The 12,811-nt window shown below is 45.9% G+C and carries 10 protein-coding genes; 8 read left to right on the top strand and 2 right to left on the bottom strand.

Annotation, left to right across the window (positions count from 1 at the left end):
• Positions 1–30: 30 nt before the first annotated feature.
• Positions 31–1,203 carry a THUMP domain-containing class I SAM-dependent RNA methyltransferase gene (locus ACFPIB_RS04685; protein WP_378016275.1) on the bottom strand — a complete coding sequence of 391 codons (1,173 nt, stop codon included), beginning with the start codon at positions 1,201–1,203 and terminating at the stop codon, positions 31–33.
• Positions 1,204–1,851: 648 nt separating this feature from the next.
• On the opposite strand from ACFPIB_RS04685, the gene ACFPIB_RS04680 reads away from it, so the two are divergent.
• From ACFPIB_RS04680 to ACFPIB_RS04645, 8 genes are all read left to right on the top strand, one after another.
• Positions 1,852–3,207, top strand: a complete 1,356-nt coding sequence (locus tag ACFPIB_RS04680; RefSeq protein WP_378016274.1) for a sugar MFS transporter — start codon at positions 1,852–1,854, stop codon at positions 3,205–3,207.
• 1 nt (position 3,208) lies between these two features.
• Complete coding sequence (locus ACFPIB_RS04675; RefSeq protein WP_378016273.1) at positions 3,209–3,589, top strand: DUF2750 domain-containing protein; 381 nt, start codon at positions 3,209–3,211, stop codon at positions 3,587–3,589.
• A gap of 56 nt (positions 3,590–3,645) precedes the next feature.
• Positions 3,646–4,032, top strand: coding sequence for a hypothetical protein (locus ACFPIB_RS04670; protein WP_378016272.1), 387 nt, complete (start codon positions 3,646–3,648; stop codon positions 4,030–4,032).
• A gap of 123 nt (positions 4,033–4,155) precedes the next feature.
• Positions 4,156–4,482, top strand: a complete 327-nt coding sequence (locus ACFPIB_RS04665; protein WP_378016271.1) for an ArsR/SmtB family transcription factor — start codon at positions 4,156–4,158, stop codon at positions 4,480–4,482.
• Entirely contained in the window at positions 4,472–4,993 is a 522-nt protein-coding gene (locus tag ACFPIB_RS04660; RefSeq protein ID WP_378016270.1) for an SRPBCC family protein, read from the top strand. The genes ACFPIB_RS04665 and ACFPIB_RS04660 overlap by 11 nt, the downstream gene beginning before the upstream one ends.
• 136 nt (positions 4,994–5,129) lie before the next feature.
• Complete coding sequence (locus ACFPIB_RS04655; protein ID WP_378016269.1) at positions 5,130–6,335, top strand: BaiN/RdsA family NAD(P)/FAD-dependent oxidoreductase; 1,206 nt, start codon at positions 5,130–5,132, stop codon at positions 6,333–6,335.
• Between the two features lie 208 nt (positions 6,336–6,543).
• The gene (murB, locus tag ACFPIB_RS04650) at positions 6,544–7,560 is read left to right on the top strand and encodes a UDP-N-acetylmuramate dehydrogenase (RefSeq protein ID WP_378016268.1); all 1,017 of its coding nucleotides are present in this window, start codon (positions 6,544–6,546) and stop codon (positions 7,558–7,560) included.
• A gap of 280 nt (positions 7,561–7,840) precedes the next feature.
• On the top strand, positions 7,841–10,126 hold the full coding sequence (locus tag ACFPIB_RS04645) for a phospholipase D-like domain-containing protein (RefSeq protein WP_378016267.1): 2,286 nt from the start codon (positions 7,841–7,843) through the stop codon (positions 10,124–10,126).
• A gap of 155 nt (positions 10,127–10,281) precedes the next feature.
• On the opposite strand, the gene ACFPIB_RS04640 is transcribed toward ACFPIB_RS04645, so the two are convergent.
• Positions 10,282–12,678, bottom strand: coding sequence for an endonuclease MutS2 (locus ACFPIB_RS04640; RefSeq protein WP_378016266.1), 2,397 nt, complete (start codon positions 12,676–12,678; stop codon positions 10,282–10,284).
• Positions 12,679–12,811 lie beyond the last annotated feature (133 nt).

The raw sequence follows: 12,811 nt of genomic DNA, 5'->3' as shown, positions 1-12,811 counted from the left end.
ATATTGTACTTTTAATTTCTACACTTAACCTTACCTCTCCCCTTTCTCCTTTTTACTTCCCCTATACAACTCATACTTCAGCAAACGGCTATCGATGGAACCGTTGAAAAGCGGGATGCGGCGGGAGGTTTTGAGGCCGATGTTTTTGGCGGCTTCCAAGTTTCCGGTGAACACGTAGGCGTCCCAATCCTGGTAATTGGTTTTGAGGGTGTCGCCGATCATTTTGTAGAGGTTGTTGATGTTTTCGTTTACCAGGCGTTCGTTGTAAGGCGGGTTCACGATCAGGATCCCTTTTTCGGCGGGCTTCTGGGTTTCTTTAAAATCGGCAGTTTTTACCCGAATGTAATCGTCGAGTTCGGCGCTGGAAATGTTGTTGCGGGCGGCTTCCACGTAATCGCGGTCGATGTCGGAGCCGGCAATTAACACGTCGTTGTCGGAGTCTTCCTGGGCGCGGGCGTCTTTAATTACCTGCTTGAAAAGTTCTTCGTCGAAATCTTTCCAGTGTGTGAAACCGAAATCGCGGCGGTACAAACCGGGCGCTACGTTGTGGGCGATCATCGCAGCTTCGGTTAAGAGGGTGCCGGAACCGCACATGGGGTCGTATAAAGGCGTTTTTCTGTCCCAGCCGGTAAGCAGGATGATGCCGGCCGCCAGGATTTCGTTTAGCGGCGCTACGTTGGTTTGCAGTCGGTAACCGCGTTTGTGCAGCGAATCGCCTGAGGAATCGAGCGACAGGTTCACGCGGTTTTCGAGCATATGCAGGTTAATGCGCACGTCCGGGTTTTCGAGGTCTACGGAAGGGCGTTTGCCGAATTTATCGCGGAACTGGTCGGCAATGGCGTCTTTGGTGAGCTGCGAAACGAACAGCGAATGCTCGAAGGTGCTTTGGTTTACCACCGAACTGATGGCAAAGGTGCTGTCCACGTCCAGGTATTCGGTCCAGTCAATTTTCTGAATTTGTTTGTAGAGGTCGCGTTCGTCGCGGGCCGGGAAATTGGCGAAGGGTTTCAGGATACGAACCGCCGTGCGGCACCACAAATTGGCTTCGTACATCAGTTTGTTGTCGCCCATAAAACGCACCGCGCGGCTGCCTACTTCAATATTTTTAGCACCTAACTGGTAAAGTTCTTCCGCCAGAATTTCTTCCAGCCCGAATTGGGTGGTGGCAGTTAGTTGAAAGGTTTTTCCGGCGGTTGGTTTCATATAGTGGTTTGTTTTTGGGATTGTAAAGTTGCGAAAAATTGTCTGAATTTGGATTCGTCAGATTTTGGGATTTTTGGATTGGAAGGTTTGGGATTTTGGAATGATGGATTTTGTAGGGACAGGGCTTGACCTGTCCGCACGATATTGCGTCGGATTATTGTGATCAATTATTTGAACACGATTGCATGGATTAGAAAGATTGCCAGGATTTTTGATTGGGAATGCATGATTAAGAATGCGCGATCTGGAACATTGAACAGGAATGCGTGCGGACAGGTCAAGCCCTATCCCTACAAATACTGCAGGTAAAAACTCCCCTCCTTTTCTAAGAGGGGTGCGGGGGTGGTTATTTCACGTTATCCGATACTCTCCCCTTGAGGGGAGCCGGTGGGGTGTTTATATTTGCTGATTTTTCATATAATGTAAACTCCCCCAAAGGGAGAATCATCGCAATACGTCTTCAATAATATGGTCTTCCCTTACTCCCTCCAAAGGGGAGACTTCTTCTCAAAAACGCTATGCCATTAGCCCTAAAAACTCACTCCTACCAAGCCAATCCAAAAAACCTAAAATCTGACGAATCCAAATTCCGACAATTCGCAATTTAATGTTACTTTTAAAGGCTAAACTCATACCATTTTCCTTTTTATGGCAGCACCTGTTTCTTCACCTAATCAAGCATCTGCAAACCAGCAGGTAACCCGGAATTATACCGGACCACTGATCATTGTTATCACGCTTTTCTTTACGTTCGGCTTCGTTACGAATATGAACGACATCCTGATCCCGCACCTGAAACGGGCCTGCGAACTGACCGATTTTCAGTCGAGCCTGGTGCAGTTTGCGTTTTTCGGAGCTTATTTCCTGATGTCGATTCCGGCGGGCAATATCCTGAACCGGGTTGGGTATAAAAACGGCATAGTGCTCGGTCTGGGAATTTGTGCGGTGGGGGCTTTCCTGTTTTTACCGGCGGCGCTTACGCGGCAGTATCCGTTCTTTTTGCTGGCTTTGGCGGTTCTGGCTTCGGGGGTAACGTTGTTGCAGGTGGCGGCCAATCCGTACGTTTCGGTGCTGGGGCCAGCGCATAAAGCGGCCAGCCGATTGAGTTTGATGGGTGCTTTCAATTCCCTGGCCGGTACCTTAAGTCCGCTGATTGGCGGGATGCTGCTTTTGAAGGGCGTGGATTATTCGGCGGAACAATTGGCAGCCATGCCGGTGGCGCAGAAGGAATCTTTTCTGAACGCGGAAGCGGCTTTGGTTATTTTGCCTTATGCCATTATTGGCGGCGTGTTGCTGTTGCTGAGCTTTGTTGCCTGGCGCACCAAAATGCCGAACATTGAAAGTTTGCAGGATGAACATACGCCGGTGGAAGCAGCTACAAGCAAAACCAGTGCGCTACAATTCCGCCACCTGGTACTGGGCATCGGGGCGATCTTTGTGTACGTGGGTGCGGAAGTGGGCGTAGGTTCTTTTATTATCCGCTACGGCCAGGATCTGCACATTACAAACCTGAGCAGCTTTACCAGCTGGCTTTTCTCCCTCGGCGATACGTCCAGTTTAGGCGGTTTTACGGAGCAGATCGGTTCGAAATTCGTGGCTTGCTACTGGGGCGGTTCTATGATCGGGCGGTTCTTCGGAATTCCGTGGCTGACCAAGATTAACGATGCCAAAGCGCTGCGCATTGTTTGTGCCGTGGCTACGCTGCTGGTAATTGCTTCGGTGGCTTTAACCGGCGAAACCGCTTTGTGGCTGATGGTGCTGGTGGGTGTTTGCAACTCGGTAATGTGGCCGATCATTTTCCCGCTGGCTATTAAAGGTCTGGGCATTTACACCAAACAGGGCTCTTCTTACCTTATCATGGCTATTGTGGGCGGCGCCTTAATTCCGCCGCTGATGGGATTGGTTTCCGATGCTTCGCAGATCCAGTTCGCTTATTTGGTTCCGGCGCTTTGCTATTTGTATTTACTGTATTATGGTTGGAGTGGGTATAAGCAGCGAGGGTAAAATGAATCAGCATAAAATCGACAACATTTTTGCTCTCGATTCCTCAGAACGGTATGGATACTTACTCCGCAGAGTAGCAGATTTTGAAACAATTTACCTCATAGCGGATGAAGAGGAAAATTACGTAATGCTCGGTTCAGAAGATGGGAATGTTCTTCCGGTTTGGCCCGAAAAAGAATTTGCCAGTTTGTTTCTAACTGATGACTGGAGTAGTTGTCATATTGTAGAATATAAGCTTTCTGAATTTATGGATTGGCTTGACGATTTAGCAAAGGATAGTGTTTTAATTGCCGGTTTTCCAAACCTTGACCTCCATACGGTTCACGTTTCTGCAATTGAAATGAAGAACCACTTGCTTTTTGAAATGAGGCAATATGAATAGAATAATAAATTTCGTCATTGAATTGGTAAACAATATTCTATAATTATGTGATCGTCATGGAAATAGAAAACTTAGACCTAACCGAGAAAATTTCTAAAGAATGGAAACCATACAATCTGGCTTTTATAAAACGATTAGAACTTCAGGAAGGTGAATTAATAATTACATTTTTATACCAGGAACGCGGTGCGTCAGCTTGGCCGGATACTTCAAAACAGTTTTATGAGGTAAAAATCATTTTTGACAGCGTTTCAAATTTAAAGCTCAACTTTGATAGGAATTATTTCTATCAAATTTCAGGATTTAATATTACTGATATTTCAAAAGATGGCTGGGAGGATATAAATTTTGAAATTACAGAAATTGAAAATGAAGTAATAAACTTCAATTGCAAATTCATAACTATTAATTCTGTATCGGAGCCAGTTTCAATTTCTCTTTAAGATTTGGAAACTTTTAACCCGGTTACCTTCTACCTTTTCAATATTTTTCAAATAAACCTTGCGCAACCAAAAAGTTGCGCGTATATTCGCAACCATATAGTTGCATATTCAGTATTCCATACCATGAAGCGTGATGTATTTCAGGCCATAGCCGACCCTACCCGAAGGGCCATTTTAGTGTTGATCGCGGCACAGGCCATGACGCCCAATGCGCTGGCCGAGCATTTCGACACGAGCCGGCAGGCGGTTTCGAAGCACATTAACGTGCTGGTAGAATGCGAATTGGTGAAGCAGGAGAAAGTGGGGCGGGAAATTTATTATCACTTAGAAGCAGCTAAAATGAAAGAGATCGATAAATGGCTGGAGCAATTTAAAAAGCTCTGGGAAAACCGTTTCGATCAGCTGGATCAGGTATTGTTCAACTTAAATAAAAAGCAAAATGAAAAGTAACCTCCACATGAATTTCACCGTCGACAAAGAAAACAACCAGATCAAAGTAGAAAGGGAATTTGCGGCCGAACGTCCGTTGGTTTGGGACGCTTATACCAAACCCGAGATCCTGGACCAGTGGTGGGCGCCTAAACCCTGGAAAGCCCGCACCAAAACCATGGATTTCCGGGAAGGAGGTTTCTGGCATTACGCCATGGTTGGTCCGGAAGGCGAAGAACACTGGGCTTTGGCAAACTACGAAACCATTGAACCGCAAAAACAATTTACCGGGCTGGATGCTTTTGCTGATGCTGATGCGAACGTGAACAAAGACATGCCGCAATCGAAATGGGACGTAACGTTTACCGACAAAGGCGAAAATACGCTGGTAGAATTCTTTATTACTTATGACGACCTTGCGCAACTGGAAGCAACCATAGAAATGGGCTTCAAAGAAGGCTTGACCATGGCTATGGAAGGGCTGGACGAGCTCCTACCTTCATTAAAAGAAAAAGCGGCCGCTACCAGATAAATTCACTTTCAAATTGCAAACAGGAAGGCTAACGTTCGTACCAGTTCGTTAGCCTTTTAATTACCTTTGCTACTAATAATGCACCGGAATAATCTATATTTTAATTCTTTTCCCTGTTAAAACCTGCTGATTAGAAATGCCTGAAAAAACGATTGCAATTATGGGTGGCGGCGCAGCAGGGTTAATGGCAGCGGATATATTAAGCCCGCATTGCGAAGTACGCATTTACGAAAAAGGGAAAGCATTGGGCCGGAAGTTTTTAGTGGCTGGCAACGGTGGTTTCAACCTGACAAACAGTGCGGAAGGCGAAGCCCTTTACAGTAAATACACGGCACAGGAATTTCTGCAACCAGCATTAAAGGCTTTCAATTCTGAAGCTTCCAGAAATTGGCTGGCCGGATTAGGAATTCCGACTTTTGTAGGTTCCAGCGGTAGGGTTTTCCCGGAAAAAGGCATTAAACCGATCGAGGTGCTGCAAAAGATCAAAGATCGGTTAAAGGCGCAAGGCGTCCAATTCCATTTTCAGCATGAATTTATCCGCTTCAATTTTGAAAACAAGCCGGTAATTAAATTCAAGGAAAAAGAAATTACCGTTGAAGCTGATCATTACATCTTTGCGTTGGGCGGCGCTTCCTGGCCGGTTACGGGATCTTCCGGAAACTGGCTGGAAGTATTCCGACTTTTAGGCGTCAAAACCATACCGTTTCAAAGTTCAAATTGCGGGGTAAATGTTAACTGGCCTGTAGATTTTAAGGAAAAGTTTGCTGGTGAGCCGCTGAAGAATTTACAGGTTTCCGTGGGCGATTTCAGTCTGAAAGGGGAAGCTTTGATTACGGAATATGGTTTGGAAGGAAATGCTATTTATCCGGTGGTGCCGAAAATTCGGGAAGCACTAAATGCCGGGAAAGAAGCATTTTTAACCTTGGACTTCAAGCCCCAAAATACGGTAGGACAATTGCTCCAAAAAGTGCAGGGCAAACAAATTCAGCCGAAAAATTACGAGCAATTATTCAACCTTAGCAAAGCGCAATTAGCCCTCATTAAACTTTTCACTGCCAAAGAAGATTACCTCGATCCGGAAAAATTTATCCAGAAAATGAAAAATCTGGAAGTTCCGGTTTCGTCGTTAAGGCCAATTGAGGAAGCTATTTCTACGGTGGGTGGCATTGCGCTGGAAGAAGTAAATCATGATTTTACCTTAAAGAAATTTCCGCATATTGCAGTGGTGGGCGAAATGCTGGATTGGGACGCTCCTACCGGTGGTTTTCTACTGCAGGGCTGTTTTTCTACGGCTTATTTTGCGGCGCAGGCTATTTTGAAGAAGCTAAATTTTTCGCATTAACTGTAGCTCAGGGTTTAAACCCTGCGCTACAATTAGGCTGATTTTACGGAATATATTATAGAGCTTTTAATAAACATTTCTGCTATTAGTTAACAAGGTCCTTCGCTAACGCTCAGGATAACAGATGTAATAGTTTAAATTCACTACCAAAAACCAATTCGCCTGAAAACCGGATTGGTTTTCGTATTTTTGCGGCAAATCAGAATCCATGCTTTTACAGGAAAATTTTTCGCTGAAACCTTATAACACGTTCGGCATCGAGGTTAAAACCCGCTATTTTGCAACGTTCGAAAATGTGGCAGAATTGCAGCAATTGCTGCAGCACCCGGAAATTGCGAACGCAGAAAAGCTGATTCTGGGTGGCGGCAGCAATGTTTTGTTTACGCAGGATTTTGGCGGTGCGGTGCTGAAAAACAACATCAAAGGCATTTCGGTAATTGATCAGAACGACGATTTTGCATTTGTGAAAGCGGGAAGCGGCGAGGTTTGGCATGAAATGGTGCTGTTCTGCATTGAGCATGGTTTGGCCGGCGTAGAGAATTTGAGCTTGATTCCCGGTACAGTGGGCGCGGCGCCTTTACAGAACATTGGTGCGTACGGCGTGGAGCTGAAAGATGTGTTTGAAAGCCTGGAAGCGGTGAACGTAGAAACCGGCGAACTGGAAACGTTTGATAAAGCCGCCTGCGATTTTGGTTACCGCGAAAGTTATTTCAAAAAAGCAGGCAAAGGCAAATACATCATTGTTTCAGTTACGCTTAAGCTGCGCAAAAAACCGGAATTCAACACTTCCTACGGCGATATTCAGAAAACGCTGGCCGCCATGGAAATCACCGACCTGAATATCAAAGCCATCAGCGAAGCGGTTTGTGCCATTCGCAGAAGTAAGTTACCAGATCCGAAGGCTATTGGCAATGCGGGCAGTTTTTTTAAAAATCCGGAAGTTGATAAAACGGTATATGAAAACTTGAAAAAAGTGCACCCTGATATGCCAGGTTACGTGGTTTCGGAAACGAAAATTAAAGTGCCGGCCGGCTGGTTAATCGAGCAATTAGGTTGGAAAGGCAAGCAGATCGAAAATTATGGTGTGCACAAAAATCAGGCGCTGGTGCTGGTAAATTACGGCGGCGCGGAAGGCAACAAGATCAAGCAACTAGCGCATGATATTATTGCTTCGGTGAAAGAAAAATTTGGGATCGAGCTTTCGCCGGAAGTTAATATTCATTAAGCAGTTTTTCGGCTTCAAACCATAGCATTTAAAACCTCACAATTTCAGAAACTTGTGAGGTTTTTCTTTTAAAATTCAGCACGAAAAACGCTATTTATTTTCGCTTAAAAACTGCTGAAAACAGGAGCTACAATTTCGTAACCGAGAGCAATATCTGCGCTGCTGAAATTTTGCTAACTTTGCAAGCTTTTTTTATATAAAGCCCTGATTACGGATAAGTTAAGTCAAATATAGAAAATTCCACTAACCTGAAAAATAAATCATCACTGAAATCTTTTCTATGAAAAAACTTTTATCTCTGGTAGTGCTCGCAGCTTTCGGTTTCGTTTCGGAAAGTCAGGCACAATCTTCTATTGCTGCGGCGCGTACGCAGGCTGTGAATAGCACAGTAACGGTGCGCGGCATTGTAACCAACGGTTCTGAACTGGGACCGATCCGTTATTTGCAGGATAATGTGGCAGGTATTGCAGCATATTCTTCTACTATGATGGGGAATGTTGTGCCCGGCGACAGCGTGGAAGTTATCGGTACGCTGAAAGATTACAATGGCTTGCTTGAAATTGACCCGGTAACTTCGGTAAATATTATTGCCCGCAATAAAACCATTCCGGCGCCGGTGGTTTTTACTGCTGCCAATTCCGTTAACGCATTTGCTGAACAATACGAAGGCCGCCTGGTAACCATTACTGGAAATTCCACCATTACTTCGGCTGCTGGTGGTGCAGTTACAACGTTTGCCGGCAATACCAATTACCGCCTGAACAATAACAACAACACTTTGGTACGCACCAGCACCTACTCTACCGGCGCTACCGGTATTGTTGGTAAACCTGCCCCTACTACCACGTTCGGTTTAACGGGTATCATGAGCCAGTTTGCGCCGAGCGGAAGTGGTGGTTATCAGTTATTGCCGCGTTTATATTCCGATTTCGATCTTGGCAATACGCCTAACCTGGTTGAAGCAACGAAACCAATAAACATTACCCAAACCGGTTTTACCGTTACATTCAAAACGCAAAATTCCGGTACTTCTAAAGTTGAATACGGTACTTCGCCAACGGCTCTGAATCAGACTGCCAACAACACGACCAGCACCACTCTGCACTCTATTGCGCTGAGCGGTTTACAGCCGGCCACGGTTTATTACGTGCAGGTTACGGCTACCAATGCAACTGGTTCATCAGTATCTAACATCGTTCCGATGATCACGGCTTCGAACTCTTCCGGAACCATGAAAGCGTATTTTAACCGCCCGGTGAATAATGCTTACGGCCCGGCAAACAACACTGCCACAACCCTGACCAATGCTATTGATGATACGCTGATCGCCTATATTAACCGTGCGCAGCAGACCATCGATTTCACCATGTACAGCTTCGATAATGCGAATCTTTCGAACCTGACCACTGCGCTAAATAATGCAAAGAACCGGGGCGTAATTGTACGTGTAATTTCTGAAACGGGCAATGCCAACACGGCGCTAAACACTTTAGCATCAGGTATTCCGGTGGTAAAAAGAACAACTGCCCGCGGCATTATGCACAATAAATTCGTAGTGATCGATGCCAATTCCAGCAACCCGAACAAACCAATTGTGTGGACCGGCTCTACGAACTACACAGATAATCAGGTGATGACCGACCCGAACTCTGTGATCGTAATTCAAGACCAGAGTTTAGCGAAAGTTTACAAAATGGAATTCGATGAAATGTTTGGCAATGGTACGCTGAACGGCGGCGTTTTCGGACCGGCAAAAACCGACAATACACCCCACCACTTCAACATTGGCGGCGTTCCTGTGCAACTCTATTTCAGCCCAACTGACAACGTGAATGCGCGCATCATTGAAACCATAAATACTGCCGACAACGACCTACACATTGCTACCATGCTCATCACCCGTACCGACCTGGCCAATGCCATTAAAAACCTTATTGTGGCGAACCCGAACATGACGAACTTTACCGAAGTTTTGATGAACGATACTTCCTCGGTTGCTTCTTCTACTCCGTACGCTATTATGAAAGGCGTTTTAGGAAACCGCTTGCTCATCGATAACAACTTCGGCATCATGCACCACAAATATATGATCGCTGACGTTGGGGCTAAAAATTCCGATCCGCAATTACTGGTTGGTTCACACAACTGGAGCGGCGGCGCTGATACCGAGAATGACGAAAACACGCTCATCATTCATAAATGGGAACTAGCGAACCAGTTTTACCAGGAATTTGCATCGCGTTTCAATGGTCAGAATGCCGGGGTAACCGCTTTCAACTTCTTCCTTTTAGGCCTGAAAGATGATCTGAAAGCAGAAGTGAAAACCGTTAAAGTTTATCCAAACCCGAATGCCGGCCGTTTCCACGTTTCCGTAACCGAAAAAAATATCAGCCAGGTGAACATTACCCTGACCGATGTAACCGGTAACACGGTATATGAAATGAGCCAAAAAGTAAACGGCGCGCAGGATATTAATATTGAAACCGACAACCTGCCTAAAGGCATGTACAACCTGCAACTGCGTAGCGAAAAAAGCACTCAAATCAGCAAAGTGGTGATCTACTAATTGCTGGATTATGGAAATTAGTTGTTGGTGAAAACACCAACAACGGCAGTAAAAAAAGGCGCTCTGGAAATTTCCGAAGCGCCTTTTTTATTGACTTTTTGAAGCGAAAAGCATAGCGTTTTTTTGACTTTTCAATACCAAAACGCCACCATTTTTTACTTTAAAACTACCACCGAAACACCATCGCCGCCGCGCTCAATGTGTTCATCGGCTACGCTGGCTACTTCGCGTTGTGAACGGAGATAATCGCGGATCATTTGCTTTAGAATGCCCGTTCCACGTCCATGAATGATCTTGATCTCCGGAATGCCAAGCATGATCGCATCGTCGGTAAAAGCCATTACTTTGGTTAAGGCATCTTCGGCGCGCTCGCCCCGCACGTCTAAGGTCGGGCTGAAATCGGCCATGCGGCTGGTCATGTTCATATTGGAACGACCAGAACCAGAAGCAGTTTCCTTCTCCGGTTTCATTTTGGCAGCACCAGCGGCGGCGCGTTCCAGGTTATTCAGCTTTACAATGGTTTTCATGCCGCCAAATAAAACTTCAGCGGTTTTGCCTTTAATGCCTACCAGTTCGCCGTAAGAATCCTGCCCAATGAGCGTAACTTTATCGCCGGGTTGCAGCGGACGATTATCGGCTAAACGACTTACTTTTTTCACTTCCGGCGCTACCTTTTTCTCGGTAAATTCCTGAAGTTGTTGACGTGCTTCCCTGGTTTTCTCCTTGTCGGCCTGGCTGTTTTTGATCTGCGAAATAGTCGATTCTATCTGCTGGTTCGTTTCCTTTAAAAGCAGTTTTGCTTTGCCTTTCGCTTCGCGGATGATCTCGGTTTTGCTTTCTTCCAGGTGGTCTTTCAGCGCCGAATATTCTTTCACCGCTTTGTCGAGTTTGCGTTGTTGCTTTTCGAGTTCGGCGTTGTGTTTTTCCAGCGCATTTTTCTCGGTTTCAAGCTGCTCCAGCAAACGGTCGTAGCGAATTTTATCTTTACCGACCAACGTGGTGGCTTTCTCTACAATTTCTTTCGGAAGGCCTATTTTACGCGCAATTTCGATGGCGAAAGAACTGCCCGGTTTTCCGGCTTCGAGCTGGTAAAGCGGTTGCAGTTGCTTGTGGTCGTACCGCATCGCGCCGTTCACAATGCCCTGGTTTTTCTCGGCGAAGTTTTTCAGGTTGGTGTAGTGCGTGGTAATTACGCCGTAAACTTTCTGGTTATTTAGTTTTTCCAGCACCGCTTCGGCAATGGCGCCACCTAAAATGGGCTCCGTTCCGGTCCCGAATTCGTCGATCAGAACCAGGCTTTTCTTGCCGGCAAAATTCACAAATTGCTTCATGTTTTGCAGGTGCGAAGAATATGTACTCAGGTCATTTTCAATACTTTGCTCATCGCCAATGTCCAGGAAAATATCCTCGAACATACCCGCCTCCGAACCTTCGCCTACCGGAATAAGCAAACCGCATTGCAGCATGTATTGCACCAGGCCGGCCGTTTTTAAAGCTACCGATTTACCGCCTGCATTCGGCCCGGAAATAAGCAGAATGCGGTGCCCATGGGTCAGTTCTAAATTCAACGGAACAACGTCGCGCTGCTGCGCTTTATGGCTTAAAAACAGCAGCGGATGCTTCGCTTGTTTCCATTTAATAAGCGGCTGCTTGTGTAGCTTTGGCAAAGTGGCATTCAACTCGCGAGCCAAAACTGCTTTGGCCCGGATAAAATCGAGCAAGCCTAAATACTGATACGCTTTTTTCAGATCCGGAATGTGCGGTCGCAGGTAATCGGTAAGCAACGTTAAAATGCGGATCAGCTCACGTTGGTATGCATTTTCCAGGTCTTTGATATCGTTGTTCACTTCAAAAACCGGCTCCGGCTCCAGGTAAACCGTTTGTCCGGTCGTAGATTCGTCGTGGATCAGGCCCTTGAGCTTGCGTTTGTGTTCGGCAATAATAGGAATAACCAAACGGCCGCCCCGAATGGTCGGTTCGGCATCAGCGTTTACCCAGCCTTGGCTCTTAGCGTGTTTCAGAATGCCCTGAATTTGTTTCCGGAGCACCACCTGCTGCGCAATTAAGTCGCGTTTCAGGCGGGCAAGTTCGGGCGTGGCATCGTCTTTCACCTGCCCGTTATCGTCGATCACTTTTTCAATAGCAGCAATCAAGGCACGTTCCACTAAAACATTGGCTCCCAAAGCTTTCAGGTTCGGATACAAGGTTTCCACTTCCGGATCGGCAAAAAAAGTAAGCGAAGCCCGGATGGTTTTCAGCGACATTTTTATTTCGTAGAATGCCTGCGGATCGAGAAACGTGTTCTGGATGGCAGCACGCTGCAAATGCAGGTTCACATCGAAATAATATTGCACCGGAAAATCGGCGCCGGCGTTCATGAGGCGAAAATATTCGTCGGTTTGCAGCAGGAGTCTTTGCACCAGATCGAAGCGATCAAGGAAACTCATGCGACGCACGAAATACAGTCCCAGCGGACTCAGGCAGTAACTTTCCAGGAGTTCCCGGATCTGCTGGAAGCCAATTTTCTGCTCAAAATTCTGAGGATATAGCAAGTTTGTGTTGTTTAGATTTTTGGTAAAAATACAGTTTTCAGGATTTATAATGCGGAAAACCTTTTTTCAACAGTTTTTTAAACGAATTAGTTTAGTTTTGTTTGGCTGCTTTTTAGTTAATTTACGCTGTTGT

Source organism: Adhaeribacter terreus, from assembly GCF_042657365.1.
GTDB classification, from domain to species: domain Bacteria; phylum Bacteroidota; class Bacteroidia; order Cytophagales; family Hymenobacteraceae; genus Adhaeribacter_A; species Adhaeribacter_A terreus.
The sequence above is the reverse complement of the archived record's forward strand: the minus strand, read 5'-3'. Positions and strand labels throughout refer to the sequence as shown.

Excerpts from the sequence above, each read along its gene's own strand:
- ACFPIB_RS04685 (WP_378016275.1), bottom strand. The coding sequence starts at position 1,203 with ATGAAACCAACCGCCGGAAAAACCTTTCAACTAACTGCCACCACCCAA.
- ACFPIB_RS04680 (WP_378016274.1), top strand. The coding sequence starts at position 1,852 with ATGGCAGCACCTGTTTCTTCACCTAATCAAGCATCTGCAAACCAGCAG.
- ACFPIB_RS04675 (WP_378016273.1), top strand. The coding sequence starts at position 3,209 with ATGAATCAGCATAAAATCGACAACATTTTTGCTCTCGATTCCTCAGAA.
- ACFPIB_RS04670 (WP_378016272.1), top strand. The coding sequence starts at position 3,646 with ATGGAAATAGAAAACTTAGACCTAACCGAGAAAATTTCTAAAGAATGG.
- ACFPIB_RS04665 (WP_378016271.1), top strand. The coding sequence starts at position 4,156 with ATGAAGCGTGATGTATTTCAGGCCATAGCCGACCCTACCCGAAGGGCC.
- ACFPIB_RS04660 (WP_378016270.1), top strand. The coding sequence starts at position 4,472 with ATGAAAAGTAACCTCCACATGAATTTCACCGTCGACAAAGAAAACAAC.
- ACFPIB_RS04655 (WP_378016269.1), top strand. The coding sequence starts at position 5,130 with ATGCCTGAAAAAACGATTGCAATTATGGGTGGCGGCGCAGCAGGGTTA.
- murB (WP_378016268.1), top strand. The coding sequence starts at position 6,544 with ATGCTTTTACAGGAAAATTTTTCGCTGAAACCTTATAACACGTTCGGC.
- ACFPIB_RS04645 (WP_378016267.1), top strand. The coding sequence starts at position 7,841 with ATGAAAAAACTTTTATCTCTGGTAGTGCTCGCAGCTTTCGGTTTCGTT.